We start from the raw sequence: 25,706 nt of genomic DNA on the forward strand, positions 1-25,706 counted from the left end.
AGATGATGCGAACCGAGGGGCGTCGGGTGTGATGCTGTGCTCAGTTCGTCATCGATGTGGGTCACGCCACGCGCATTCCGGTGGCTCGCGCGCGGGCGCAGGTTCCCGGCGTGTCCTCCGATCGGGGGACGGCCGGTTCATCCGCCAGAAGGGGCAGTTGGTGGACAGACGCAACCCCGGACCAGGGCCATAGTTGATTCATGCCGGGAAGTGAAACGGCCCCGAATCCCAAACCGCAGAGGAAGCGCACGAATGAGTACAGCAGTGGCAGACGCACCCAATCCGCGACCCGCTACACGTGGCGGGGTCATGAGTACCGAGCAGATCAAGTTCCACATCGCCGCGATGTTCGCAGAGCCGGAATCCGTGACTTCCGTTGTGGGAGAGGAACAGCGATGACGATGACGGCAGTCGCGGCCGCGCCGAGGCGGGTGCTGTTCATCGGAACCCCGGCGGCCTTCGTCGAGACGGAGCGGTGGCTCGTGAGGCACGGACTGGAGTCCACGCGGGCGCTCGGCGACGACCTGCTCGGCGCGATCGCCACCGAGGACGTGCTCGACGGGATCTGCTCGGCCGCCGACGCGGCGGCGGTGCAGCACGTGCGCGCGCTGGGAGTGCCGTGCGTCCGGGTGGAGCCCTACGCGCCGGTGATGCTCCTCGCCGCCTGCTAGTGCTTGCCGCCGAGCCGATTGTCAGACACTTTCCGGGCCAAGGATTTTCGAGTGGAAGAAAGGGTTGGATCGGACGATGTGAACCGGCTCGCGCAACCGCGAGCCGGTTCACGCGGTTGACAACGTCCGGACCGAACTGCCATCCTCGCCGTAGGTCATGAGTGCCAGCAGATAGCCCCGGCTTGCTGGCCGGCAACCCTCCACCGCGGTGGGGTGCCCCGGGTGACGACCTGGCTGCGGTCCAACACCGGACCCGGCAAGCGCGGGCTCGTTGTCTTCCACAAGCACACGGGTCCTGACCGAGGGATGTCTGATGACTGCTGTTCTCACCGCCGCTGCTGTTCGCCCCGCCATCGGCTGCTCTGCCGACCGGCCGTTCGCCGCGGTCTCGGGTGCCGACCTGACCGTCCCGCTGGCAGGCGGCGGGACCTGCACCTATGCGAACTTCGACTACGCGGCGAGCGCGCCGGCGCTGGCGCAGGTCACCGAGCGGGTACAGGAGCTGCTGCCGTACTACGCCAGCGTGCACCGGGGCGCCGGGTACGCCTCGCAGGTGTCCACCGCCAGCTACGAGGGGGCCCGCGACGTGGTCGCCGGGTTCGTCGGGGCCCGCGCGGACGACGTGGTGGTGTTCACCCGCAACACCACCGATGCGCTCAACCTGCTCGCCGGCTGCGTGCCCGGCGACACCGTCGTCCTCGACATCGAGCACCACGCAAATCTGTTGCCCTGGAAGAAGAACGGCGCGCGGATCGTCCGGTCCGCAGACACCGTCGCCGAGACGGTGGAGCGGATCGTCGCCGAACTGTGCAGCAAGCCTGCGGCGCTGCTCGCCGTCACCGGCGCCTCCAATGTCACCGGTGAGGTGCTGCCGATCGCGCGGCTGGCCGAGGTCGCACACGCCTGCGGGGCGCGGATCCTGGTCGACGGGGCCCAGTTGCTGCCGCACCGGCGGGTGGACATCGCCGCGCTCGGCGTCGACTACCTGGCCTTCTCCGGTCACAAGCTGTACGCGCCGTTCGGGGCGGGCGCGCTCATCGGCAGGCGGGACTGGCTGGACGCCGCCGAGCCGTACCTGGTCGGCGGCGGCGCCACCCGCGACGTCTCGTCGGGGTGTGTCGAGTGGGCGCCCGCCCCGCAGCGGCACGAGGCAGGCACTCCCAACGTGCTCGGCGTCGCGGCGTTGGCGGCGGCCTGCTCGGCCCTGGCCGGGCTCGACGCCGACGCGTCGGAGCGCCACGAGCGAGTCCTGTGCGCTCGGCTCGTCGACGGGCTGCGCGGGATCGACGGCGTCGAGTTGCTCCGGATCTGGTCCGACTCACCGGATTCGGTCGGCATCGTCACCTTTACTGTCGACGGCTACGCGCCACGCGAGGTGGCGAGCTACCTCTCGGACCGGCACGGCATCGGGGTGCGTGACGGCCGCTTCTGCGCGCACCCGCTGCTGGCCCGGCTCGGCCGACCCGACGGCGCCGTCCGGGCGAGCCTGGGCCTGGGCAGTCACGCGGCCGACGTGGACCGGTTGGTCGTGGCGCTGCGCGAACTGGTGGACGGTCGCCGCCCGGCGCCGGGCCTTGCCGGGTAAACTCGCGCCATGGCACCCGTGACGACCCTGGCGACTGACGCCCGGTGGTGCCGTCGGCATGTGGATCTCTGCCGTACCGCGTCGGGCACGTGTCTGAGCTGAGCTCGCCCTCAGCTCATCAGCTCGTACGCATCCCTCGAGGAGACCCATGTCCATCGATTCGTCTTTCCGTACCCGGCCGCTGCACGTCGCGGTCGAATTGTCCGGCGCCGGTCACCATCCGGCGTCCGCTGCGCACACCGACTTCCGGATTCCGCTCGGGCTCACCGACTACTGGGTGGACCTGACCGCGCCGGCGGACCCCGCTGCGCAGCTCGACCTGGCCGCGGTTCCCGGCGCCGTGGTCCGCATCCGCGCCCACGACCTCCGTGGGGCCCAGCAGCAGCGCGACCGGATCCGGGCGGAGGTCGCGGCCGACGGCCGGGACCCGGACTCGGTCACCGTGCTGCTCGACGTCGAGGTGCTCCTCGGTGACGATTCGCGTTCCGCGCGAAGGGAACTGGCCCTGCTCGATGGTGGGCTCCGGGGTGCCCGGGTGCCCGATTCGATCTCCTATGTGGGTACGGCGCCGGGGCTGGCCGGGCTCATCGCCGACATCGGCGCCGCGGGGGTCGCCGACGGGGTGACCCTGCTGCCGCTCGTCCTGCCCCGCGTGCTCGACCGGGTGGTGGACGACGTGCTGCCGTTGCTGCACGGCCGCGGCCTCACCCGCCCGTCCGCCACGCTCGGCGAAGTGCTGGGTCAGTTCGGATTGACCTCCGGCAGAACCATTCTCGCGTCCTGAGGAAGCTCGGTGCCGGGGTGCCGCGGCCGGCCAGGCCGACGGCACCCCGTCACCGGCCGGTCAAGCCGCCGCGGTCTCGGTGATGATGCGGACCCGGGAATCGGGATCGAAGCGGTAGCCGGTGCCGCGGACGGTGGACACCAGCCAGCCGTAACGCCCGAGCTTTGTCCGGACCCGCGACACGTGGACATCCACGCTCCGCCCGGCCCGTTCGCGCTCGCCGAGGTTGCCGCTCAGCTCGAGGAGTCGTCGCCGCGAGACCACCACCCGAGGCCGGCGGGCCAGGTGGGAGAGGATCTCGAACTCGGTGTGACTCAACGACACCGGCTCGCCGCGGGAAAAGACCTGTCGTGCTGGAAGGTCGATGACCAGCGGTGCGTCGATCGCCTCCGTCTTCGAGGCCGCGGCGGCGGGCGCGGTGTCCATCCGGGCACGGGTGCTGACACCGGGGACGAGCTCCTGAGCGGTCGCGCGCAGGGCGTTGGCGAGCGCGACCAGCTGCTGCCGATCGGCGGATCCGGGGTTGCTGAACTGAAGGGTGAGGACGAGGTCGGGATCTGAATCCCGCTGCCCCAGTACGGAATGAACCATGGGTGACTCCCAGTTTCGGCTGTGTTGGTGTGCGGCGGTCGTGGTCAACGACAGCGGCGACACTCACTCCGAACGGGAGAGTCGACGGTAGAGCTGGGCACGATCATGAGCGGCGCCGGGATCATTCGCCGAGCGGGGTCGGGCGGTAGTACCTGCCGTCGTGGTACAGCAGGGGAGCGGCCGCGGCCTCCGCGTCGTCCTCGTCGTGGACGCGCGTGACCATCCCGATGACCAGCGTGTGGTCGCCGATCGGGATGAGCTGGTGCACGGTCGTGCGCAGCCAGATCGGAGTGCCGTGCAGCACCGGCTCGCCCGTGTCGAGACGCTTCCAGAGCGATTCGTCGGCGAACCGCTGGTCGGCGCTGCGCGAGAAGCGCTGGGCGAGGTGCTGCTGATGCTCGCCGAGCAGGTGGATGACCAGCGAGTCCGCGGCGTGCAGTGCCTTGATGCTCGACGAGTTGTGCGCGATGTTGAACGAGACCAACGGCGGATCCAGCGAGATCGACGCGAAAGAGGTGGCGGTGAAGCCGACCGGGCCGGCCGCGGAGTCGAGCGTGACGATGGTGACGCCCGCCGGGTAGCGGCGCATCGCCGCCCGGTACTGGTCGGCGGTGATACCGACCGGGTCTATCGGGGTGGCGGCGGGTGGCAGATCGTCATGTGGATAACTGTCGAGTGGCTGGGACAACGGATTCTCCGGATCTTCGGCTGCACAGGACGCACGCACCAGTGGTGCGCGCCGATGAGTCAGGTCAGCGCGGACACTGGCTCGCGGAAGTGCGGCACAGGTCGACGTGTCGCCGGCTCCACACTCCGTCAGTCACGTGGCCTCCAGGGATCTGTTTCGCCCACTATAGGACCCGGGTCAGTCGACGTCGATGGCCAGCCCGGCGGTGATGCGGAGCAGCTCGGCGAAGGTGGTGCGGAACATCGTTGCGGGATGGCCGGCCGCCGCCCACAGTTCCGGGTACTGCGCGAGCGCGGCGTCCACGTACGTCGGCAGGTTGGTGGGGTGGCCGAGCGGGGCGACGCCGCCGATCGGCTGGCCGGTCACCTCTCGGACGGTGTCGGCGGTCGCCCGCATCAGGGTGCCCTCGAGCCGCTTGCCGGTGCGCTCGGTGTCGACCCGGTGCGCCCCCGAGACCAGCAGCAGGATCGGGTCGTCATCGAGCAGGAACACCAGCGATTTCGTGATCGCGCCGACGTTCACGCCGAGCGCGGCGGCCGCCGCCTCGGCGGTGTGCGTCGATTCGTCCTGGGTCACCACCACGCCGTGATGGCCCCGCGAGATCAGGATGCGCGCGACGTGGGCGGCATTCGGGTGCAGGAGCCTGGCCATGCCCCACACTAGGACTGGCGCGGCGGCTCCGCACGGCATCCGAGCCGACGTGTCGCGGCGCTCACGCGGCGGCCGGTGTGCGCCGGCCGAGGCGTGCGGTGCAGACGAGCATGAGCGCGACCCCGACCAGGGCGTAGATGGCGAGCGCGACGATCGGCTGGCCGACGCCGGTGCCCTGGAAGTAGACGATCGACCGCACGCCCTCGGTGCCGGCCCCGGGGGTGATCCAGCGCCCGATGGCGGCGTAGAAACCGGGCAGCACGTTGGAGCCGAAAGCGCCTCCCGCGCTCGGGTTTCCGAGCACGACGAAGATCAGGATCGCCAGCGGCACGGCCAGGATGCCCACCGCGGCCCGCAGCCCCATGGTGAAGACGCCGGTCGCGAAGACCACGCCCGCGCCGAGCAGCGAGAGCGGCAGTAGATGGCCGGTGAAGGTGCCGAGGAGATGAGTGGTGATGAGCGCGCCGAGGAATCCCGAGACCGCGGCGTACCCGGCCATGATCGCGATGTGCCCGCCGGCCTCCCGCAGGGTGCGCGGTGCGCCGATGAGCAGGCCGATGGCAGCGGCGAGCAGGTATCCACCGACGACCCAGCCGATCGAGAGGTAGAAGCCGGACAGCCCGCGGTTGTCGTGGACGGCGACGGGCACCTCGTCGCGGACGACGAACGCGCGGTGCTTGGCGGCGTCTGCCTTGGTGAAGATGCCCTCGAGAGCGGTCGCCGCCGAGCTCCCGGCGGCGTTGGCGGTGATGAGGGTGTCGGTGCCGGTGGGGCTGATGACGTAGGCGCCCATGATCTCGCGGTCCCGGATCAGGGAGCGCGCCTCGTAGGTGTTGGTGGCCGTGCGGGCGTCGACCGGGTGGCCGTCGATGCGGTTGAGCTCGTCGGTGACCTGCTGGCCGATGCCGTCGGGGAGCCCGGGCTCGGCGATCACCGCGATCGGGATGTCGCGCGGGGTGGGCTGGTGGAACGCGGCCACGTAGCTGGTGATGAAGCCGAGCTGCAGCAGCAGCACGCCAAGGACCACCGCGACCATGATCTGCCGCGGGCTGTAGCGGTCGGTCGGGCTGGTGGACCGGTGCGGTTCGGTGGTGGTCGTCATGGCTTCCTTGCTCTCGCGGCGCGTCCTTGTCGATACTCTCGGTATTGAATACCGTAGGTATCGTGAATGAGATCGGTCAAGGGAGAGCTGCGTCACCGCCGGATCCGTCCGCCGCGGCCGGGAGGTATCCCCAGACCCGGCCCGGGCGCGACGTGGTGCGTCAACGGCTGATCGACGCGGCTGCCGAGGAGTTCGTCGAGAACGGTTTCGCGGCCGCGACCCTGGCGGACATCGCCAGGAGGGCCGGTTTCACCAAGGGCGCCGTGTATTCCAACTTCGATTCCAAGCAGGACCTGTTCGCGGAGCTGTTCGCGCAGCGTTCCCTGGAGTTGGCAGGCCGGGTGCTCGCCGAGATCGCCGGACTCAGCGCCACCGACGCCGCCGGACGGGGCGGCGAGACGATCAGCTCCTGGCTGATCTCCGACCCCGGCTGGGCGTTGCTCGTCCTCGAGTTCGGTCTGCAGGCCGCCCGGGATCCGAAGCTCGCGCAGGCGTATCTGCGCGAGCGCCGGCACCTGCGCGCCCAGATCGAGGAGCTGATCTCCGAGCGGGCGCGGGAATGGGGGGTGGCCGAGCGGGTCGATGCCCGCAACATCGCGATCACGTTGATGGCGCTGATCTCCGGGCTGATGCTCGAGCACGCCGTGGATCCCGACCAGGTGGACGGGCGCGCGGTGCACACCGCGGTGTCCGAACTGTTCGCGAGTGCGCTGACCGTGTGAGCGCCGGGGGTGGCGTGATTCCACCCCAAGGATGGTGGTGGTCTCGGCCGGCACGCGAATAGGCTTGGAAGCTGTTCAGGGATCTTGGCGCCCGCACCCCGGGGTCCGCCGCAGCATCACCGATGGAACGGTCAAAACCCATGTCCACCAACAACTCACTCACCACCGTCCGAGCCTGCGCGGCCGCGGCGTTGATCGGATTCTCCGCGCTCGGATTCGCGGGCGTGGCCAACGCCCACCCCGGCGAGCATCCGCAGCCCGTCACGCCCCCGGTGGCCGTCGACGGGCAGCCCTGCTCGGAGCAGCGACGGGTCGGCGTCGACGCGAACACCGGCGGCGATCTCGTCTGCCACACCCACCCTCGCACCGGGGAGGGCAGGTGGAGCAGTGAGGATGTGGTCGGCGTCCACAACCACAGGGACCCGTGCGACGAATCGGTCGACAGGGTCACGCAGACGCCAGACGGTTTCGCGATGTTCTGTGGCGTCGGACGCTGGTCGTACGCATAGAGGCCGTCAGTACCTGGGATCCGCGAAGCCGTCCTCCGGTCCGAGCATCCGCTCGATCCGGCTCCGGTTGATCTTCGCGAGCTCGCCGAGCATGGTCTTGCGTTCGGTGTCGGGGGCGTTACCCAGGCGGTGGGTCAGGTCGCCGAGCAGTTCGGTCGCGTCGCGGCCGGCGGCGCACCACAGGTAGACGTACCCGAACCGTTCCTCGTAGCGGGCGGTCGCCTCGATCACCGCGGCCATGATGGCCTCGTCGGGTGCCCAGACCGCGCACTGTTCCAAGCTCGAGGCGGTGGTCTGCGCCCGGCGGGCGACCCCGGGATGGCCCTCCAGGGCCCGGTCGATGTCCGCCTCGGACAGCTCGAACAGCTCGGTGTCCGCCGCGGTCAGCAGATCGGAGTGGGCACGGTAGGGCCTGCCCGCCGCCACCTGGCGCGCCCAGGTCACCGAGCAGCAACACTCGAACAGCGCGTGCACAGCGCCGCGCTCCGGCAGGGCGTTGAACCTGTCGAGCCCGATCCCCTGATGCATCAACATGGCATCTCCGATCTCACCCCCGGCCCGGGCACAGCTGATTGTGCGCCCCAGTTTGGTCCCGGAGAAGGCCCCGCGGGCGGAGTTTGCGCAGCCTTAACGCGCGCCGCCGGGGATTGTTACTCTTGAGTAATGACCGAGCAGACCTGGAATGCCTTCACCGTCGAGCGCAAGGACCGCGTCGCACAGGTGACCCTCATCGGTCCCGGTAAGGGCAACGCGCAGGGGCCCGACTTCTGGCGCGAGCTGCCGCTGGTCTTCGCCGAGCTGGACGCCGATCCCGAGGTGCGGGCGGTGGTCCTCGCCGGATCGGGCAAGCACTTCTCCTTCGGCCTGGACCTCGCGGCCATGGCGCCGATGATGGCGCCGGTCCTCGGCGACAAGGCGCAGGCCGCGCCGCGGACCGCCTTCCATGAGGACATCAAGAAGATGCAGCGGTCGATCAACGCCGTCGCCGACTGCCGCAAGCCGGTCGTCGCCGCCATCCAGGGCTGGTGCATCGGCGGCGCCGTCGATCTCGTCAGCGCCGCCGACATCCGCTACGCGAGCGCCGACGCGAAGTTCAGCATTCGCGAGGTGAAGGTCGCGATCGTCGCGGACATGGGCACCCTCGCCCGGTTGCCCGCGATCATCGGCGACGGCCACCTGCGCGAGCTCGCGCTCACCGGCAAGGACATCGACGCGGCGCGGGCCGAGAAGATCGGCCTGGTCAACGACGTGTACGAGGACGCCGACGCGGTCCTGGCCGCCGCACACGCCACCGCGGCCGAGATCGCCGCGAACCCGCCGCTGGTGGTGCAGGGCATCAAGGACGTGCTCGATCACAGCCGTTCCGCCGGAGTCGACGACAGCCTGCGTTACGTCGCGGCCTGGAACGCGGCGTTCCTCGCCTCCGAGGACATCGGCGAGGCCATGGCAGCGGTGTTCCAGAAGCGGACCCCGGACTTCCAGGGGCGCTGACCCACCCGCGCTTGCCCAGCGGCGTGCCCCCGTCACATACTTGCGGCCGGAAACTAGTTGAGTGACGCAAGCATTGGGGGCGCGGGGATGCGCGACGAGATCGAGCCATACGCCGACGAGATCGGCAATTACCTGGTGCGGCTGCAGCGGGTGCGCGACCGGACCATCGCGCACGCCAAGTCAACCGACGGGATCGATCCCGCCGCCTACGCGTGCCTGTTCCGGCTGCTCAAGGACGGTCCGATGCGGTCGGGCGCCCTCGCGGAGTCGATGTACACCGACCCGTCGACCGTCAGTCGCCAGGTGGCGCAGCTGGTCGAACGCGGCCACGTGCAGCGGCAGGCCGACCCGACCGACGGTCGGGCGAGCGTGCTTGCCGTCACCGAGTCCGGCCGGGCCGCCGCGGGACGGATCCGCGCGCTGCGTAACGAGCGGCTCGGGACGATGCTCGCCGATTGGCCCGTCGAGGACCTGAAGGCCTTCGCGGGCCTGATGGACCGGTTCGTGACGGACTACGAGCGGATGCGTCCCACGTTTTCTTCGGAGGCGACCCCGCGGAGCCCCCGGTGACCGATGCGACCGAGCGCACCGCCCCCGCCCCTGCCGTCGGTGAGTTCAGCCACCGGGAGATCCTGGTCATCCTCAGCGGACTGATGCTGGGCATGTTCCTGGCCTCGCTCGACCAGACCATCGTCTCGACGGCGATCCGGACGATCGCCGACGACCTGCAGGGGTACGCGCTGCAGGCGTGGGTGACCACCGCGTACCTGATCACCGCCACGCTCTCCACCCCGTTGTACGGCAAGCTGTCCGACATGTACGGCCGCAAGCCGTTCTTCATGGCCGCGATCGTCATCTTCGTGCTCGGCTCGTTGCTGTGCACCCTGGCCCAGTCGATGTATGCGCTGGCGGCGTTCCGCGCCTTCCAGGGCCTCGGCGCGGGCGGGCTGATGTCATTGGCGCTCGCCATCCTCGGCGACATCGTCGGTCCGCGCGAACGCGCCAAGTATCAGGGCTATTTCCTCGCGGTCTTCGGCACATCCAGCGTCCTGGGACCGGTGCTCGGCGGCCTGCTGGCCGGCCAGGAGGCCATCCTCGGGATCGACGGCTGGCGTTGGGTTTTCCTGGTCAACGTCCCGATCGGCGTGTTCGCGCTGGCGGTGGTCTCGAAGGTGCTGCACCTGCCGAGGGTCCGCCGCCCCGGGGTGCGGATCGACTGGTGGGGCGCGCTCGTCCTCGCGATCGGCATCGTCCCGCTGCTGGTCGTCGCCGAGCAGGGACGTGAATGGGGCTGGGGGAGTGCGCTTTCGATCGCCTGTTACGTCATCGGCGTGCTCGGCGTGCTCGGGTTCATCCTCGTCGAACGGGGGATGCGCGACGCCGCGCTGATCCCGCTGCGGATGTTCCGGAACTCCACCTTCGCGATGGGTGTGGTCATCTCGATCGTGGTCGGCGCCGCGATGTTCGGCGGAATCACGTTGCTGCCGCAGTACCTGCAGGTGGTCCGCGGGTCGAGCCCCACCATGGCGGGTATGCAGATGCTGCCGATGGTGCTCGGGCTCATGGCGGGTTCGATCATCTCGGGTCAGCGGATCTCCAAGACCGGCCACTACCGGGTGTACCCGCTGATCGGCGCCTCGATGCTGACCCTCGGCATGTTCCTGCTGCACTTCGTGCACGCCGATTCGCCGCTGCCGTTGGTCATGGCGTTCATGGCGATCACCGGCTTCGGGTTGGGCAACCTGATGCAGCCGATGACGTTGGCGATCCAGAACGCGTTGCCCCCGCAGGACATGGGGGTGTCGACGGCGGCCGCGACCTTCTTCCGGCAGATCGGCGGCACCCTCGGCGTCGCGGTGTTCCTGTCGATCCTGTTCGCTCAGCTCACCCCGAACATCAGCGACGAACTGCGTTCCGCCGCAAGAGAACCGGCCTTCCAGCAGGCGGTCGTGGACGGCCTGCACAGTTCGAACCCGGCCGATGTCGCGTTGTCGACCGGGCTGGCGAACCAGGACGTGACCTCGGCCGGCCGGGTCCTCGAGGACAGCTCGATCATCCAACAGCTGAGCCCGGCGCTGGCCCAGCCGTTCAAGGTCGGCTTCTCCGAGTCGATGTCGACGGTCTTCCTGTCGGTGACCGGTGTCGCGCTGGTCGCGCTGGTGCTGGTGTTCTTCTGGAAGGAGGTCCCGCTGCGGACGGCCGGGGGGCTGGCCGCCTCGGCGGCGGCGCGGAAGGAAGTCGGCGAGCAGTAGGTTCGAACAGAAAAGTGTGGGATTTCGGTCGGTGACCGACCGAGATCCCACACTTTCAGCTGCTTTGGACGAGCGCGATGAAAGCGTGTGGGCTCAGACGCGCCGCATCACCGAGACGACCCTGCCCAGCACGACAGCCTCGTCGCCGTCGATGACCTCGTAGGCGGGATTGCGCGGTTCGAGATAGACGTGACCGCCCCTGCGCCGGAACACCTTCACGGTGGCCTCGCCGTCGATCATCGCGGCGACGATCTGTCCCGAATGCGCCTCGTGCTGCTGGCGCACCACCACGATGTCGCCGTCGCAGATCGCGGCATCGATCATCGACTCGCCACGCACGCGCAGGCCGAACACGGTGCCGGACCCGACCAGCTCGCGCGGCAGCGTCAGCACGTCGTCGGTGTGCTCCTCGGCGAGAATCGGGCTGCCGGCCGCGATGTCACCGACCACCGGCACGGCCACCGAGTCCTCTGCCGCTTCCCTGGCCGCCGATCCGCGCAGGAACATGCGCACGTCGATGGCCCGCGACACCGCCTCGCTGCGCCGCAGAAAGCCGTTCTCCTCCAGGCTCTTCAGATGCTTCGACACCGAGGACGACGACCGCAGGCCCACCGCGTCGCCGATCTGCCGGGTGCTGGGCGGATAACCCCGCTCGACCACCCAATCCCGAATGACGGCCAGAATCCGCTGCTGGCGGGGCGGCAGCGTCGAGGTGTCGAGGTAGTCGAGATCGTCGTCGTATCCGGTCACGCGGCGAATGGTAGTGGTGGCCGACGACAACAAAAGAGCGTGGGACCCCACCCGGTTCGGGTGAGGTCCCACGCTCGTCGTGATTGCCGGCCGAGGGCCGGCGACAGGCTCAGTGGCCGCCGTTGGCCTTCAGCCGGTCGAACGCCTCCGCGATGACCTTCTCGGCCTCGGCGCGGCCGACCCAGTCGGCGCCGCTGACGTACTTGCCCGGCTCGAGGTCCTTGTAGTGCACGAAGAAGTGCTTGATCGCGTCGAGCTCGAACTGGGAGATGTCGCCGATGTCCTGGATGTGGTCCCAGCGCGGGTCGCCCGCGGGGACGCACAGCACCTTGTCGTCGCCACCGGCCTCGTCCACCATCTTGAACATGCCGACCGGGCGGGCCTCGACGATGACGCCGGGGAACACCGACTCGGGCAGCAGTACGAGCGCGTCCAGCGGGTCGCCGTCCTCGCCGAGGGTGTTGTCGATGTAGCCGTAGTCGGTGGGGTAGCCGAACGAGGTGTAGAGGTAGCGGTCCAGCTTCACACGGCCGGTCTCGTGATCGACCTCGTACTTGTTGCGCTGACCCTTAAGGATCTCGATGGTGACGTCGAACTCCACGCCTCTTCCTCGCTTTGTCTCGGTGGATGGTGCGGGGTCAGGGTAGCCGGTCCGGGATAATGTGGATGTACATAGACGGACCTGCGGCGCAGCGACGGGCCGGAAAAGCAAACGGAGGGGTGTTGGCAAAGCTCGGATCCAAGGACCGGAAGCTGGGGTCCTTGGTGGCGCGACGGCGCAAGCGGGTCCGGCTCCTCCTGTCCGCGGCGCTGGTCCTCGTGATCGGCGCGGGCGCCGCGGTGTTCGCGGGCCAGCGGTTCACCGGTGATTCGTCCGCCGAGGCGGCCACGACCACCATGCCGGAGCCGCCGCCGATCCTGCCCGACCCCCAGGTCGCACCGGTCCCCGCGGACGCCCCGGTGCCGAATCCGGCCGCCCTCGCCGCCGCTCTCGGCGGCGCGCTGGCCGACCCCGGACTCGGCAACTTCACCGGCGCGGTGTCCGACGCGGCGACCGGGACCGTGCTCTGGAGCCAGCGTCCCGAGGTTCCGATGACCCCGGCCTCGACGACCAAGGTCCTGACCGCCACCGCTGCGCTGCTCGCCCTGCCGCCTGAGCACCGGGTGGCCACCCGGGTCGTGCAGGGGGCCGCCCCGGGTCAGATCGTCCTGATCGGCGGGGGCGATCCCACCCTGACCGCTCAGCCGGCGGGTCAACCCGGCTTCTATCCGGGTGCGCCCCGCCTGGAGGACCTGGCCGCCCAGATCCGCGGCGCGGGGGCCGCTGTGGACAGCATCGTGGTCGACACCAGCGCGTATGCGGGGCCGACGATGGCGCAGGGCTGGTTCCCCGCCGACATCGGCGAGGGCTACATCGCGCCGATCGAGTCACTCATGCTCGACGGCGGACGGCTGAACCCGCTCGAGGACGAATCGCCCCGCACCGGCACCGCCGCGCTGGACACCGGCCGCGCGCTGGCCGCCGCGCTCGGCATCGACCCCGCCAGGGTCACCCCCGGCATCGCCCCGCCCGGTGCGGCCCCGCTCGCCTCGGTCGAGTCCGCAGCCCTGCGCGACCGGCTCGGCCAGATGATGGGTCATTCCGACAACGTCCTCGCCGAGGCCATCGGACGGGAGATCGCGATCGCGGTCGGGACCGAACCCTCGTTCACCGGCGCGGTCACCGCGATCGGGCAGACCCTCGGGTCGGCGGGCTTCGACACCGCCGGGATGACGCTGCAGGACGCCAGCGGGCTGTCCGTGGACAACCGGATCCCGGCGCGACTGCTGGACCGGGCGCTCACCCAGGCGGCGGGTGATGCCGAACCACGGCTGCGCCCGATGCTGGACTACCTGCCCGTGGCGGGGGCCACCGGGACGCTGTCCGACCGCTACGCCTCGGGCGACCGTCGCGGTGCCGGGTGGGTCCGGGCCAAGACCGGAACCCTGTCGAACGCGAGTGCGCTCGTCGGATACGTCACCGACACCGACAACAGGGTGCTGACCTTCGCGCTGATGTCCAACGACCGGCCGCCGAACGTCAGTCGCCCCGCGCTGGACGCGATCGCGTCGACCCTGCGTTCCTGCGGGTGCCTGTGAGCCGCGAGTCGGCGAAATCTCCACGATCCGGCGGATTCGCCGGCGTCGTCGACTGGGACCTGGCCTCGCGAACCGGGGTGCGGCTGGCCAAGCCCGGCCCGAGCACCACGAGGTACTCCGCGGAGGCGGCGGTCGCGGAGCTGTCCGCGGCGTCCGTCCGCGCGGAGGGACCGGTCCGGGACGTCACCGGCCTGGCCGACGGGCTGCCCGTGCCGCAGGCGCAGGTGGTGGACCGGGCCGGATGGATCCGAGCCGCGGCCCGCTCGATGGCCAATCTCACCGGGGACGACGCGGTCACCGACCGCGGCCTGTTCGGTGGCGTGCCCGCCGGGCTGCAGGCGGGGGCCATGCTCGCGTTCCTGTCCTCGGCGATCCTCGGCCAGTACGACCCGTTCACCGGCGAGCACGGCACGCTGCTGCTGGTCGCGCCCAACGTCGTCAGCGTCGAGCGTGCGCTGAAGGTGGTCCCGAGCGACTTCCGGATGTGGGTCTGCCTGCACGAGGTCACCCATCGGGTCCAGTTCTCCTCCACGCCCTGGCTGGCCGGGTACATGCGCGACAACGTCGCGGCGATCGGGGAGGGCGGCGATCAGACCGTCGCAGATCTCCTCGGCAGGCTCACCAGCGTGCTCCGCCAGCGAGGCGGCGAGGACACCGCGCCCGAGGACCGCGGGGTGCTCGGGCTGCTGCGCGCCACCCAGACCGAGTCGCAGCGCGCGGCGCTGGACAGGTTGCTGATGCTCGGCACGCTCCTGGAAGGACACGCCGACCACGTCATGGACGCCGTCGGCCCCGCGACCGTCCCCTCGGTCGTGGCGATCCGGCGGGCCTTCGACCGGCGCCGCGCCCGGCAGGTGAACCCGCTGCAGCGGCTGGTCCGCGCCCTGCTCGGGGTGGACGCCAAGATGGCGCAGTACGTGCGGGGCAAGGCCTTCGTCGACGCCGTCGTCGGCCGGGTCGGGATGACCGAGTTCAACACGATCTGGACCGGACCCGACACCCTGCCGCTGCTCGGCGAGATCGACGACCCGGAGAGTTGGATCACCCGGGTACTCGCATGAACCGGCCTCCGCTGCTGCCCGAGGGCCCGGCGTTGCTGGAGGTGCGGCATGCCGTCCGGCGTTGGGTCGCCGCGCACGGCACCGGCGCGGGCGTCGCGGTGGCCCTGTCCGGCGGGGCCGACTCCCTGGCCCTGACCGCGGCCGCCGTCGCCGAGGCCGGGCCGGTGCACGCCCTCGTGGTCGACCATCGGTTGCAGGAGGGTTCGGCGGCGGTGGCCGAGCAGGCCGCGACCCGTGCCCTGGCGCTCGGCTGTGCCTCGGCGCAGGTCCTGGCGGTGCGCGTCGGCGGCGACGGCGGGCTGGAGGCCGCGGCGCGCACGGCCAGGTACGACGCGCTCGACGCCGCCAGATCCGGCAGACAGGTCCTGCTCGGGCACACCCTCGACGATCAGGCGGAGACGGTGCTGCTGGGGCTGTCGAGGGGATCGGGACCGCGCTCGCTCGCCGGGATGCGCGACTTCGACGCGCCGTGGGGCCGGCCGCTGCTGACCGTGCGCCGCGGCGTCACCGCCAGGGCCTGCGCGGAACTCGAGCTCGACCCGTATCGGGATCCGCACAACCTCAGCCCCGAGTTCACCCGGGTGCGGCTGCGCTCGGAGGCCTTGCCACTGCTCGAACAGATCCTCGGCGGTGGCGTGGCGCAGGCGCTGGCCCGCACCGCGGACCAGCTGCGAGAGGACGGCGAGGTGCTCGACGCGATCGCGGTCCGGGTGCTGGCCGACGCGGAATCCGAGGGCGGGCTGGACGTGGCCGGGCTCCTCGACATCCATCCGGCCGTGCGGCGCCGGGCGCTGCGCCTGTGGCTCCTCGGGAACGGTGCGAGGGACCTGACCGACCGGCAACTGCGGGCGGCGGACGACCTGATCGGTCGGTGGCGCGGGCAGGGTGGCGTCGCGATCGGCGGCGGCCGTCCGGGAGCCAGGTTGGTGCTGTCGCGGCGGCATGGCAGGCTAACGCTCGGGCTGACAGCGATCGGCCCGGACCGGTGAGTGAACAGTTCCGTCCATGACCAGGTCAGTCGAACGAAAGGGATTCGCGCCGTGTACGAAGGCGACATCGCATCGGTGTTGATTTCCGAGGAACAGATCCAGGACAAGATCGCCGAGTTGGCCGCGATCATCGCCGAGCGCTATCCGGTCGGCGCGCCGGAGGGCGACCTGCTGCTGGTCGGCGTCCTCAAGGGCGCGGTCTTCTTCATGACGGACCTGGCTCGGGCCCTGCCGATCCCGACCCAGATGGAGTTCATGGCGGTGAGCTCCTACGGCTCGTCGACCTCGTCCTCCGGCGTGGTCCGGATCCTCAAGGACCTGGACAAGGACATCGCCGGCCGCCACGTGCTGATCGTCGAGGACATCATCGACTCCGGTCTCACGCTGTCCTGGCTGATGCGCAACCTCCGCACGCGCAACCCCGCCTCGCTCGAGGTGGTCACCCTGCTCCGCAAGCCGGACGCCATCAAGGTGGACGTGGAGGTCGCGAACGTCGGCTTCGACATCCCGGACGAGTTCGTCGTCGGCTACGGCCTCGACTACGCCGAGCGGTACCGCGACCTGCCCTACATCGGAACCCTCGAACCCACGGTGTACGGCGGCTGACGGGCCATACTCGTGGCATGTCCACGGATCTGACCGCCGCCGCCATCGCCGCGCAGGTGCGCTCCGGCGCGCTGACTCCCCGCGACGCCGTCCAGGCGGCACTGGCCCGGATCGCCGAGCGGGATCCGCGGCTGGGCGCGTTCGTGACCGTTCGGGCCGAGCAGGCGCTGGCCGAGGCCGACGCGGTCGCGGCGCGGCCCGACCTCGCCGCGCTGCCGCTGGCGGGCGTCCCGATCGCGATCAAGGACAACGTGCCGGTGGCGGGACACCGTCTGGGCAACGGCTCGAAGGCGAGCTCCCGTGAGCCCTCGCCCGCGGACCATCCGGTGGTCGCGCGGCTGCGTGCGGCCGGGGCCGTCGTGGTCGGTCTCACCGCGGTCCCGGAGCTGTGCCTGTGGGGCACCACCGACACCCCGGACACCGTCACCCGGAACCCGTGGAACCCGGGCCGGACGACCGGCGGTTCCTCCGGCGGGTCGGCCGCCGCGGTCGCGGCGGGCATGGTTCCCGCGGCGCACGGGGCGGACGGGATGGGCTCGATCCGGATCCCCGCCGCCGGCTGCGGGCTGGTCGGTATCAAGCCCGGTCTCGGTGTGGTGCCCGCCGAACTGGGGAAGGACTCCTGGTTCGGGATGGCGGAGAACGGCCCGTTGACCACGACGGTCGAGGACGCGGCGCTGATGCTGTCGGTGATGGCGGACCGCCCGGAGCTGGCGGACCTCGCCGAGCCCGGTCCGCTGCGGATCGCGGTCGCGACCGGCTCGCCCCTGCCGCTGGTCCGGGTCGATCCGCACTGGCGGGCTGGCGCGGAGGGCGCCGCCGCGGTGCTGGGCGGGGCCGGCCACCACCTCACGACGGCTCGGCTGCCCTATCCGGCGAACCCAATGGTGATCTTGGCGCGCTGGATGGGCGGTGCCGCGACCGACGTGACCGGACTCGACCCGGCCCTGCTGCAGCCGCGGACCCGCAGGCACGCCGCCGTCGGACGCCTCCTGACCCGGTTCGTCGACCCCAAGCAGGTGCGGAAGGTCGATGCGGCGCTGCGCCGGGTCTTCGCCGACAGCGACGTGGTGATCACCCCGACGCTGGCCCGGCCCCCGATCGAGGCTCTGCGTTGGAGCGAGAAGTCCTGGCTCGCCAACGTCGCGGCCAACATCCGCTACGCGCCGTTCCCGTCCCTGTGGAACCTGGTGGGCTGGCCCGCCGCGACCGTGCCGGTGGGGATCCACCCCGAGTCGGGCACCCCGGTGGGCGTGCAGATCGCGGCGCCGCCCGGCAGCGAGGCGCTGATCCTGTCGGTGGCGGCGCAGCTGGAACGCCTGCGGCCATGGACGCGGGTCGCGTCGGTGTGAAGGCGACGCGGGTCGCGTCGGTGTGATGGACGCGGGTCGCGTCGGTGTGATCGACGCGGGACCATTCGAGCGCAGGTCCTTCTCCAGTAGCGCAAGCAATTTGCGCACCCCAGGGTGGCCGTAGCCCCACCCCGGGGTGGCTATCAGTGCCCGTCACCAGGGCGGACGATTGAGTTCCAACCAGGTGAGGCGGTGACGAATGTTCAACTCTTCGGTGAACGCCGCGTCCACCGGCGCCCAACTCGAGTTCACCGCTGCGGCGATCGCCGCGCGGGTTCGCGCGGGCGCACTGTCTCCGGTGGAGGCGGTGGAGGGGGCCCTGGCCCGGATCGCCGACCGCGATCCCGGGTCGGACGCGTTCGTGGTCGTGCGCGGGGAACAGGCGCGCGCCGAGGCCAGGGCTCTGGCCGAGAGGCCGGGCCTGTCGACGATGCCGCTCGCCGGGGTGCCGATCGCGATCAAGGACAACATCCCGATCGTGGGGCATCCCCTGGGGAACGGATCCGCCGCCACCGAAAATGAGCCCTCGGCCGACGACCACCCCGTGCTCGACCGGCTGCGCCGGGCGGGCGCCATCCCGGTGGGGCTGACCAGGCTGTCCGAGCTGTGTGTGTGGCCCTCGACCGACTCACCCGATTCGATCGTCAGGAATCCGTGGAATCCCGAGCGGGCGTCGGGGGGATCTTCGGGCGGGGCGGCCGTCTCGGTGGCCGCCGGGATGGTGCCGGTGGCGCACGGATCCGACTGCCTCGGCTCGATCCGGATCCCGGCCGCGACCTGCGGGCTGGTGGGCTTCAAACCCGGCAGTGGCGTGGTGCCGCGCGACCTGGGCGCGAATTCCTGGTTCGGGATGGCGGAGAACGGTCCGCTGACGACGACGGTGAAGGATGCCGCGCTGCTGTTGTCGGTGATGGCGGACCGCCCGGACCTGGCGGAATTCGAAGCTCCGCGCCGGCTGCGAATCGCGGTGGCGACGGGCTCACCGTTGCCGATTGTCCCGGTGGACCCGCATTGGCGGGAGGGGGTGGAAACCAGCGCGCAGTTGCTCGGCTGTGCCGGTCACACGGTCTCGGCCGCGAAACTGCCGTACTCGCTGAACCCGACGCCGCTGGTGGCGCGCTGGACGGCCGGTACGGCCGCGTACGCGGAGGGGCTCGATCGCTCGCTGATGGAGCCACGCACCCGCACCCACGCCGCGGTCGGGCGCGCGATGCGTCGGCTCGTCAAGCCCGGACAGGTGGACCGGATGGACGCCACGTTGCGCGGGTTCTTCGAGGATTTCGACGTGGTGCTGACCCCGACGCTGGCCGGTCCGCCGATGGAGGCGCACCGCTGGAGCGAGCGGTCGTGGTCGTCGAACGTCGTGGCCACCATGCGTTTCGCGCCGTTCACCCCGGTGTGGAATCTGGTCGGCTGGCCGGCCGCGACCGTCCCGGTCGGGATACACCCGGAGTCCGGAACGCCGCTGGGTGTGCAGATCGCGGCGCCGCCCGGTGGCGAGTCACGAATCCTGGCCCTGGCCGCACAGCTCGAGGCGCTGCAGCCCTGGCCGCGGGTCGCGGTGGTGTGACGGCCGCGGGTCGCGGTGGTGTGACGGCCGCGGGTCGCGGTGGTGTGACGGCCGCGGGTCGCGGTGGCGTGACGCGCTCAGCTCTCGCCCACCCCGAGGGCGGTCAACAGCACCAGCACCACGGTCACGACGGCGAGGAAGCCGTGGCCTGCGACGACCGCCACGGGGAAGTGCTTCTCGGCCACCGCATCCGACGGCGCCTCGGCCGCGGCACCCGCGCGGTAGGTGGGGAGCCAGCGGATCAGCATCGCGAATCCGAGCAGTGCGACGGGGACCAGCAGGACGAAGGCGGTCCACGCCAGGGCGTCGTTGTCGCCGATGAGGTACACGATCCACACGATCAGTCCGACAACGGCCAGCGCGAAATGCCCGAAGATCAAGGCGGGCGGGAAGTGGCTGTTGCGTGGTTGCCGCGCACCGCCTTTCGTGATCCAGGTGGCGAGCAGGAAGAAGCCGCCCGCGGCCGTCAGTAACCAGGTCACAAGAGCTGCGATACCCATGACATCTCCTAGGCAGTTGGTGGACCGGGGGGCTATGAATGCTTCCCGCGTCGGGAACTGTGCTCGAAGGCCTCGGCCTGGGTCGCCTCGTCCACCACCCGCACCCCGTGGCGAAAGACGAGCTTGCCGCCGAGATATCCCGAGGCGGCCAAGGCGGCCAGGCTCGCGGCCGAGAGCGCCAGCTGGCCCACGCCCACGGCGTCCGGGGTCCCGTAGTCGGCGCGGCGCCACACGAGGTTCACCGCGTACGCGACGGTCACCGTCACGTTCAGGCTCATGTGCACCAGACCGGTGCGAAACGCTGGTGTTCCCGTGGGGATGGCAAGCAGGTCGAGAAAGCCGACCGTCGCGGCGGCCAGCGCGCCGAGCACGCCGATCGCGATCAGCCACACCGAACCCTTGGTGAGGAATCCCGGATCCTCGACGATTCGGGAAGCGATGTCGAACACCAGGCTGCTGACCCAGGCGCCGATCGGAAGCGTCACCAGGATCGGATGGAACGGATGGCCGTACGGTCCCGCGAGAACAGCGCTCACCGGGCGCTTCCCGTGATCGGTTTGCTCGGCCATGCGATCACCCGGCCGACCTGGTCGCAGGCTCGTGCGAGACGACCCGCTCGAGGGCGCGCAGGTCCTTCTCCAGCATCCGGAACAGCCAGTACACGAGGATGAACGCGGCGATGGCCCCGACGCACAGCACCCTGACCGCCACGATCACGGACGTGATCTCGTCGGGGGACAGGAAGGTCACCCCGGCAACACCCACCAGCGGCACCGAGGCGGCCAGGGCCAGGTAGCGGACGCTGCGCCTGCTCAGCCCGCGTAGCTTGCGGGCGTCGTCGCTGCTCGTGATTCCCTGCGGCAGCATCATCGGGTAGATGCAGCGCACCAGGTAGAAGGCGACCAGGAAGAACGGGTACGAGACCGCGATCGCGCCACAGACGACCAGCGAGACGAAGAAGTGGATATCGGCACTCGTCGGGATCTCGCCGGCGACGGCCCGGAGGGAGATCGGGTACGCGATTCCCGCCACCGACCACATTCCGAACATGACGAGCACCGCCCGGTCGGCCAGCATCAGCGTGTCGGTGCGTGCTTTCGCCAGGGTCTGTTTGTCGTAGATTCTGCCCTTGCGCAGCCCGCGCGGCATCCGCATCGGATAGCGGCTGAGGTAGACCACGACCACGATGCCGATCGGGTAGAGAATGCCGTTCATCACGGTCTGGAGCTGCTCGAACTTTTGTTGCGCCTCCACCGACAGGTTGCTGACGATCAGCGATTTGTTGTGGTGGTAGTTGTAGACGCCCGCCAGCACGTTCGGGATCAGCATGGCCAGCACGGTGATCGGGATCACCAGGCGCCGCAGCAGCATCCGCCAGCTCTTCGGCCCCGGGTCGACCAGGTCGCGGGCCCGGGGGTCCAGGCACAACTCGAACTGCTGGGCCAGCTCCGCGCCCGTCGACCACCGGCCGCGCGGCTCGGGGGCCAGGCAGGTCAGCAGCACCCGCTTCAGCGCGGCGGGGCAGTCGGGTGGCAGCTCGGCCTGGGATTCCTCGTCGACGCCGCGCGCGCGTACCGCCAGCATCCGCTCCAGCGAGCCCTCCGATTGGCCTCCCCGGGGGCCGTCGTCGAAGGGTCGTGCGCCGGTGAGCAGTTCCCACAACATGACACCGAGCCCGAAGATGTCGCTGCGGGTGTCGAGGTCGCTCGCCGTACCCGGCAAGCCCGGATGACAGGCCGCGAGCTGTTCCGGCGACATGTAGGCCAGGGACCCACCGAAGTAAGCGACGGGACTCGCGCCCGCCACATGGTCGCTGAAGCTGATGTTGAAGTCGGCCAGCTTCGGCACCCCCTCGGCGGTGAGCAGCACGTTGGCCGGTTTGATGTCGCGGTGCAGCACGCCGTGCTTGCCCGCGTAGTCGAGTGCCTCCGCCAGGCGACGGCCCAACCAGGCGACGGTCTCCGGCCAGGTCAGGGGCGCGATCTCGGCCCGCACGCTGGAGTCGCTCGGCCGGATCTCGCCCTTGCTCTCGAGCGCCTCGTCGATCACGTCGAGGAGCAGCTGTCCGCTGCGGTCCTCGGGCGCCGTCGCCTGGACCCGCCGCAGCACCCCGAGCAGGGTGCCGCCGGGGACGTACTGCATGTAGAGCAGCTTCAGTTTGTGATCACCGAGTACCCGTTGGTCGAAGACCCGGACGATGTAGTCGTGGTCGAGCTGGGCCAGCGTCTGCGGTTCGGTCCCGTGATCGTGCGACACCTTCACCGCGACCAGTCGCTCCATCGAACGCTGGCGGGCGAGGAAGACCCGTGCGAACGCGCCGCGTCCGAGGCCCATCAGCAGGTCGAAGTCGTCCACCTGCTGGCCGACGTCGATGTCCTCGAGCGCGGTCTCCGCTACCGGCGTCGCGATCAGCGTGTTCTGGTCGTCACGGGCGCTCGGCGTCTTGATCACCTGGGACTCTTCCGGGAAGTCGCGCGAGTAGTCGCTCGCCTCCACGGTCAGCCCGCTCTCGCGCCGTAGGCGGAACTCCTCGTGGATCAGCTCGGGCGGCAACGGCTCGGACTTCAATTCGGGGAACTCCTCGCGATAGGCGGCGAGGCGTTTGGGTTTGTCGAACTCCAGCCACCGGTACCGAAGGTCGACCCTGATCAGTTCGATCAACGAGTCGCGCCGCTGGTCCTCCCGCTCGGGAAGGTAATCGGCGAGGTTCGGGGGAGTGCCGGTGGCCTCCCAGCTGGCCGCGAAGCGGGAGACCGGTGACTGTGCCACGACCGTCGAGTCCATGGGTGACTGCGCCGCGCCCGTCGAATCCGGCGAGGATTGTGCCGCGCCCGTCGCGTCGGGCGTTGGTCGAATGGTCCGTTTCATGACGAAAACCTCGGACTGGCGTATGCGCCTGCAGCGATCGATATCGTGCGGGAGACGCCTCTCAGGATAGCGCCGTGTGGGTGGGGCCGCGGATCGTGGACAGCGGACCGGGTTCGCCCGCCACGACGCGTTCGAGCGCGCGCAGGTCCTGTTCGAGCTGCCGGAACATCCAGTAGGCCGCGATGAACGCGGCGATCGCCCCGAGGCAGAGCACCCGGATCGGCACCACGATCGCCCCCAGTTCGGCAGCGGGCAGGAACGTCGCCCCGGCGATCGCCACCAGGGGCACGGACGCGGCAACGGCCAGGTAGCGGGTGCTGCGCCGATCGAGCCCGCGCAACCGCCGGGCGTCGTCGCCGCTGATGATGCCGTGCGGCAGCAGCACCGGGTACAGGCAGCGCACGACGTAGAACGAGACCAGGAAGAACGGGTACGCCACCGCGATCGCGCCGCACACCACCGTCGAGGCGAGGAAATGCACGTACGACCCCCGCGGTACCGCCCCGGCGGCGATGCGCATGGCGATCAGGTTCACGGCCGTCGCGATCCACCACGCGGCGAAGAACAGGACCACCACGCGATCGCCGAGCAGCAGGGTGTCTGTTCGTGCCCGCGCGAGGGCCGACGCGTCGAAGGTGCGACCGCGCACCAGCGCTCGCGGCACCAGGATCGGGCGGCGGCACAGGCGGGCGAGCACCACCGCCATCAGTGGGAAGGCGATCACGGTGATGGCCAGTTGGATCTGCCCGAAATGCTCCTGCGCGAGAGGGGAGAGTTTGCTGACGATCAGCGTGCGGTTGTGGGTGTAGTTGTAGAGGCCGGCCAGCGCGTTCGGCACCAGGATCCCGGCCGCGAGGATCGGTGCCGCCCACGGCCGCAGCCGCAGCCGCCAGCTGTCCGGTGGCGGGTCGACCAGGTCGCGGGCGCGTGGATCGAGGCACAGCTCGAACTGCTGCGCCAGGTCGGCGCCCGTCTGCCAGCGGTCCCGCGGGGCCGGTTCGAGGCAGGTCAGCAGCACACGGCGCAGGGTGGCCGGGCAGTCCAGCGGCAGGTCGGCCTCGACCTGCGAATCGATCCGGCGCCTGCGTAGATCCAGCATGGTGCCGAGCGAGGCGTCCGACTCGTCGGCGTCGATCGCGTCGCGGAACGGGCGCCTGCCGGTCAGCAGTTCCCACAGCATGACGCCGAGCGCGAAGATGTCGCTGCGGGTGTCGAGGTCGGCGGCGGTCCCTGCCATCCCGGGATGCCGGGCCGCCAGTTGCTCCGGTGACATGTAGGCCAGTGACCCACCGAAGTACGCAACCGGGCTTACGCCGGCGATGCGGTCGCTGAAGCTGATGTTGAAATCCGTGAGCTTGGGGACTCCGTCCGCGGTGAGCAGCACATTCGCGGGCTTGATGTCGCGGTGGATCACGCCCTGCCTGCTGGCGTGGTCGAGCGCCTCGGCGAGGCGGGTGCCCAGCCAGGCGATCGTCTCCGGCCAGGAGAGCGCCGCGATCTCGGCCCGCACGCTGGAGTCGGTCGGCCGGATCTCGCCCTTGGACTCGAGCGCCTCGTCGATCGCGTCGAGCAGCACCTGGCCTCCGCGCGGTTCCCGTGCGGATCTCCGGTTCCGGTGCAGCACGGCGAGCAGCGTCCCACCCGGGACGTACTGCATGTAGAGCAGTTTCACCCGGAGGTCCTCGAGTTGTCGCTGGTCGAAGACCCGGACGATGTAGTCGTGGTCGAGCTGGGCCATCGTCTGTGGTTCGGTGCCGTGGTCGTGCGAGATCTTCACCGCGACCAGTCGGTGCATCGACCGTTGCCGGGCGAGGAAGACCCGGGCGAACGCGCCGCGGCCGAGCGCCATGATCAGGTCGAAGTCGTCGATACGTTGGCCGACGTCGATGTCGCCCATGGCGGCGCTCGCCCCGGACGGTGACGTGCGTTCGTCATCGATCCGCTCGGGGGAGAGGATGCGGGGGTGGGCCCGACCCGTGGGGACCGCCGCGACCGTCGCCTCGGGCGTCGACCGAACGGTCCGGTCCATCAGCGACTGACCGCCTTCTGGTAGCGGTGGATCGCCAGCGGCACGAACACCACGAGTATCCCGACGATCCAGGCGAGGGAGGCCAGCACCGGGTTCTGCAGGGGCCAGACGTCCGGCACCTCGAGCGCGGGATTGGTGTTGCCGAAAAGTTCCCGGACCGCCTGCGTCACCGCCGAGACGGGATTCCACTCGGCGATGATCCGGAGCATCGTGGGCAGATTCGTGGTGGGTACGAAGGTGTTCGCGATGAACGACAGCGGGAAGATCACCATGAAGCTGGCGTTGCTGTACACCTCCGGGGTGCGGATCCACAGCCCCACCACGGCCATCACCCAGGACAGGGCGTACGCGAACAGCAGCAGCAGCACGTATCCGGCCGCGGCCTCGAGTGGGCTGGTGTGGATCCGCCAGCCGACCGCCAGCCCGGCCAGCGACATCACCACCAGGCTCACGACGTTGATCAGCACGTCGCTGGTGGTGCGCCCGACGAGCACCGCCGACTGGGCCATCGGCAGCGACCGGAACCTGTCGATGAACCCCTTCTGGATGTCCTCGGCGAGCCCGAGGCCCGTCCAGGTGGCGCCGAAGATGACCGACTGGGTGAAGATGCCCGCGATCAGGAACTCCCGGTACGACATCCCCGGCACCTCGATGGAGCTGCCGAAGACGTACGCGAACAGCAGCACGAACATGATCGGTGACAGGGTCGTGAAGATCAGCAGGTCCGGCACCCGTCTGATCTTGATGACATTGCGTTTGGCGATCGTCGCCCCGTCGCGAACCGCCATCTCGATCC

The 25,706-nt window shown here is 70.2% G+C and carries 27 protein-coding genes and 1 riboswitch; of the genes, 14 read left to right on the forward strand and 13 right to left on the reverse strand.

The features are described from left to right. The first annotated feature begins 395 nt into the window (after positions 1 to 395). The 3 genes from ACFQS9_RS25855 to ACFQS9_RS25865 all read left to right on the forward strand — a co-directional run bounded on the left by ACFQS9_RS25855 (position 396) and on the right by ACFQS9_RS25865 (position 3,040). Positions 396 to 671, forward strand: coding sequence for a hypothetical protein (locus tag ACFQS9_RS25855; RefSeq protein WP_378409399.1), 276 nt, complete (start codon positions 396 to 398; stop codon positions 669 to 671). A 153-nt stretch (positions 672 to 824) separates the two neighbouring features. After that, a riboswitch (SAM riboswitch) is annotated at positions 825 to 940 on the forward strand. Between the two features lie 44 nt (positions 941 to 984). Then, positions 985 to 2,256: an aminotransferase class V-fold PLP-dependent enzyme gene (locus tag ACFQS9_RS25860; RefSeq protein ID WP_378409400.1), complete on the forward strand. Its 1,272-nt coding sequence runs from the start codon at positions 985 to 987 to the stop codon at positions 2,254 to 2,256. Positions 2,257 to 2,404: 148 nt separating this feature from the next. Then, positions 2,405 to 3,040 (forward strand): hypothetical protein, encoded by a 636-nt coding sequence (locus ACFQS9_RS25865; protein WP_378409401.1) that lies wholly within the window; start codon positions 2,405 to 2,407, stop codon positions 3,038 to 3,040. Positions 3,041 to 3,100: 60 nt separating this feature from the next. Here the strand turns inward: ACFQS9_RS25865 and ACFQS9_RS25870 are convergent, their stop codons facing one another. The 5 genes from ACFQS9_RS25870 to ACFQS9_RS25890 form a co-directional block, all read right to left on the reverse strand. After that, a complete protein-coding gene (locus ACFQS9_RS25870) occupies positions 3,101 to 3,631 on the reverse strand; it encodes a winged helix-turn-helix domain-containing protein (RefSeq protein ID WP_378409402.1) in 531 nt (176 codons plus the stop codon). A 121-nt stretch (positions 3,632 to 3,752) separates the two neighbouring features. Then, positions 3,753 to 4,220 carry a flavin reductase family protein gene (locus tag ACFQS9_RS25875; RefSeq protein ID WP_378409505.1) on the reverse strand — a complete coding sequence of 156 codons (468 nt, stop codon included), beginning with the start codon at positions 4,218 to 4,220 and terminating at the stop codon, positions 3,753 to 3,755. Positions 4,221 to 4,383: 163 nt separating this feature from the next. Then, positions 4,384 to 4,455, reverse strand: coding sequence for a putative leader peptide (locus ACFQS9_RS25880; protein ID WP_378409506.1), 72 nt, complete (start codon positions 4,453 to 4,455; stop codon positions 4,384 to 4,386). A gap of 41 nt (positions 4,456 to 4,496) precedes the next feature. Beyond that, positions 4,497 to 4,970: a YbaK/EbsC family protein gene (locus tag ACFQS9_RS25885; protein WP_378409403.1), complete on the reverse strand. Its 474-nt coding sequence runs from the start codon at positions 4,968 to 4,970 to the stop codon at positions 4,497 to 4,499. Positions 4,971 to 5,031: 61 nt separating this feature from the next. Continuing rightward, positions 5,032 to 6,072, reverse strand: coding sequence for an ABC transporter permease (locus tag ACFQS9_RS25890; protein WP_378409404.1), 1,041 nt, complete (start codon positions 6,070 to 6,072; stop codon positions 5,032 to 5,034). Between the two features lie 155 nt (positions 6,073 to 6,227). Here ACFQS9_RS25890 and ACFQS9_RS25895 point away from each other — a divergent pair, with 155 nt between their 5' ends. Together ACFQS9_RS25895 and ACFQS9_RS25900 are read left to right on the forward strand one after the other, a co-directional pair. After that, positions 6,228 to 6,794, forward strand: coding sequence for a TetR/AcrR family transcriptional regulator (locus ACFQS9_RS25895; protein WP_378409507.1), 567 nt, complete (start codon positions 6,228 to 6,230; stop codon positions 6,792 to 6,794). Positions 6,795 to 6,934: 140 nt separating this feature from the next. Further along, a complete protein-coding gene (locus ACFQS9_RS25900; protein ID WP_378409405.1) occupies positions 6,935 to 7,303 on the forward strand; it encodes a hypothetical protein in 369 nt (122 codons plus the stop codon). A 6-nt stretch (positions 7,304 to 7,309) separates the two neighbouring features. On the opposite strand, the gene ACFQS9_RS25905 is transcribed toward ACFQS9_RS25900, so the two are convergent. Further along, entirely contained in the window at positions 7,310 to 7,837 is a 528-nt protein-coding gene (locus tag ACFQS9_RS25905; protein ID WP_378409406.1) for a 2-oxo-4-hydroxy-4-carboxy-5-ureidoimidazoline decarboxylase, read from the reverse strand. Positions 7,838 to 7,966: 129 nt separating this feature from the next. On the opposite strand from ACFQS9_RS25905, the gene ACFQS9_RS25910 reads away from it, so the two are divergent. From ACFQS9_RS25910 to ACFQS9_RS25920, 3 genes are all read left to right on the forward strand, one after another. Then, the gene (locus ACFQS9_RS25910; RefSeq protein ID WP_378409407.1) at positions 7,967 to 8,794 is read left to right on the forward strand and encodes a crotonase/enoyl-CoA hydratase family protein; all 828 of its coding nucleotides are present in this window, start codon (positions 7,967 to 7,969) and stop codon (positions 8,792 to 8,794) included. An 87-nt stretch (positions 8,795 to 8,881) separates the two neighbouring features. Further along, positions 8,882 to 9,364 carry a MarR family winged helix-turn-helix transcriptional regulator gene (locus tag ACFQS9_RS25915; protein WP_378409408.1) on the forward strand — a complete coding sequence of 161 codons (483 nt, stop codon included), beginning with the start codon at positions 8,882 to 8,884 and terminating at the stop codon, positions 9,362 to 9,364. 83 nt (positions 9,365 to 9,447) lie between these two features. Further along, positions 9,448 to 11,046 (forward strand): MDR family MFS transporter, encoded by a 1,599-nt coding sequence (locus tag ACFQS9_RS25920; RefSeq protein WP_378409508.1) that lies wholly within the window; start codon positions 9,448 to 9,450, stop codon positions 11,044 to 11,046. A gap of 93 nt (positions 11,047 to 11,139) precedes the next feature. Here the strand turns inward: ACFQS9_RS25920 and lexA are convergent, their stop codons facing one another. Together lexA and ACFQS9_RS25930 are read right to left on the reverse strand one after the other, a co-directional pair. Continuing rightward, entirely contained in the window at positions 11,140 to 11,796 is a 657-nt protein-coding gene (gene lexA, locus ACFQS9_RS25925; RefSeq protein WP_378409409.1) for a transcriptional repressor LexA, read from the reverse strand. A 109-nt stretch (positions 11,797 to 11,905) separates the two neighbouring features. Further along, on the reverse strand, positions 11,906 to 12,397 hold the full coding sequence (locus ACFQS9_RS25930) for an inorganic diphosphatase (protein WP_378409410.1): 492 nt from the start codon (positions 12,395 to 12,397) through the stop codon (positions 11,906 to 11,908). 122 nt (positions 12,398 to 12,519) lie between these two features. On the opposite strand from ACFQS9_RS25930, the gene dacB reads away from it, so the two are divergent. The 6 genes from dacB to ACFQS9_RS25960 all read left to right on the forward strand — a co-directional run bounded on the left by dacB (position 12,520) and on the right by ACFQS9_RS25960 (position 19,513). Beyond that, positions 12,520 to 13,935: a D-alanyl-D-alanine carboxypeptidase/D-alanyl-D-alanine endopeptidase gene (gene dacB / locus ACFQS9_RS25935; protein ID WP_378409411.1), complete on the forward strand. Its 1,416-nt coding sequence runs from the start codon at positions 12,520 to 12,522 to the stop codon at positions 13,933 to 13,935. Then, entirely contained in the window at positions 13,920 to 14,996 is a 1,077-nt protein-coding gene (locus tag ACFQS9_RS25940) for a zinc-dependent metalloprotease (protein WP_378409509.1), read from the forward strand. Before dacB ends, ACFQS9_RS25940 begins: the two co-directional genes overlap by 16 nt. Then, on the forward strand, positions 14,993 to 15,985 hold the full coding sequence (gene tilS, locus ACFQS9_RS25945) for a tRNA lysidine(34) synthetase TilS (protein WP_378409412.1): 993 nt from the start codon (positions 14,993 to 14,995) through the stop codon (positions 15,983 to 15,985). Before ACFQS9_RS25940 ends, tilS begins: the two co-directional genes overlap by 4 nt. Before the next feature lie 51 nt (positions 15,986 to 16,036). Further along, complete coding sequence (gene hpt / locus ACFQS9_RS25950) at positions 16,037 to 16,591, forward strand: hypoxanthine phosphoribosyltransferase (protein ID WP_378409413.1); 555 nt, start codon at positions 16,037 to 16,039, stop codon at positions 16,589 to 16,591. A 17-nt stretch (positions 16,592 to 16,608) separates the two neighbouring features. Then, entirely contained in the window at positions 16,609 to 17,943 is a 1,335-nt protein-coding gene (locus ACFQS9_RS25955; RefSeq protein WP_378409414.1) for an amidase, read from the forward strand. Between the two features lie 199 nt (positions 17,944 to 18,142). Continuing rightward, positions 18,143 to 19,513 carry an amidase gene (locus tag ACFQS9_RS25960; RefSeq protein ID WP_378409415.1) on the forward strand — a complete coding sequence of 457 codons (1,371 nt, stop codon included), beginning with the start codon at positions 18,143 to 18,145 and terminating at the stop codon, positions 19,511 to 19,513. A gap of 77 nt (positions 19,514 to 19,590) precedes the next feature. Here ACFQS9_RS25960 and ACFQS9_RS25965 read toward each other — a convergent pair whose 3' ends face one another. From ACFQS9_RS25965 to ACFQS9_RS25985, 5 genes are all read right to left on the reverse strand, one after another. Next, on the reverse strand, positions 19,591 to 20,013 hold the full coding sequence (locus ACFQS9_RS25965; RefSeq protein ID WP_378409416.1) for a hypothetical protein: 423 nt from the start codon (positions 20,011 to 20,013) through the stop codon (positions 19,591 to 19,593). Positions 20,014 to 20,045: 32 nt separating this feature from the next. Then, a complete protein-coding gene (locus ACFQS9_RS25970) occupies positions 20,046 to 20,582 on the reverse strand; it encodes a DUF2231 domain-containing protein (RefSeq protein ID WP_378409417.1) in 537 nt (178 codons plus the stop codon). 4 nt (positions 20,583 to 20,586) lie between these two features. Beyond that, on the reverse strand, positions 20,587 to 22,797 hold the full coding sequence (locus ACFQS9_RS25975) for a serine/threonine-protein kinase (protein ID WP_378409510.1): 2,211 nt from the start codon (positions 22,795 to 22,797) through the stop codon (positions 20,587 to 20,589). 145 nt (positions 22,798 to 22,942) lie between these two features. Further along, on the reverse strand, positions 22,943 to 24,910 hold the full coding sequence (locus tag ACFQS9_RS25980) for a serine/threonine-protein kinase (protein ID WP_378409418.1): 1,968 nt from the start codon (positions 24,908 to 24,910) through the stop codon (positions 22,943 to 22,945). Then, entirely contained in the window at positions 24,910 to 25,698 is a 789-nt protein-coding gene (locus tag ACFQS9_RS25985) for an ABC transporter permease (protein ID WP_378409511.1), read from the reverse strand. The genes ACFQS9_RS25980 and ACFQS9_RS25985 overlap by 1 nt, the downstream gene beginning before the upstream one ends. Positions 25,699 to 25,706: the final 8 nt, after the last annotated feature.

Origin of the sequence: Rhodococcus daqingensis, from assembly GCF_042665615.1 — a bacterium.
GTDB lineage: Bacteria > Actinomycetota > Actinomycetes > Mycobacteriales > Mycobacteriaceae > Rhodococcus_G > Rhodococcus_G daqingensis.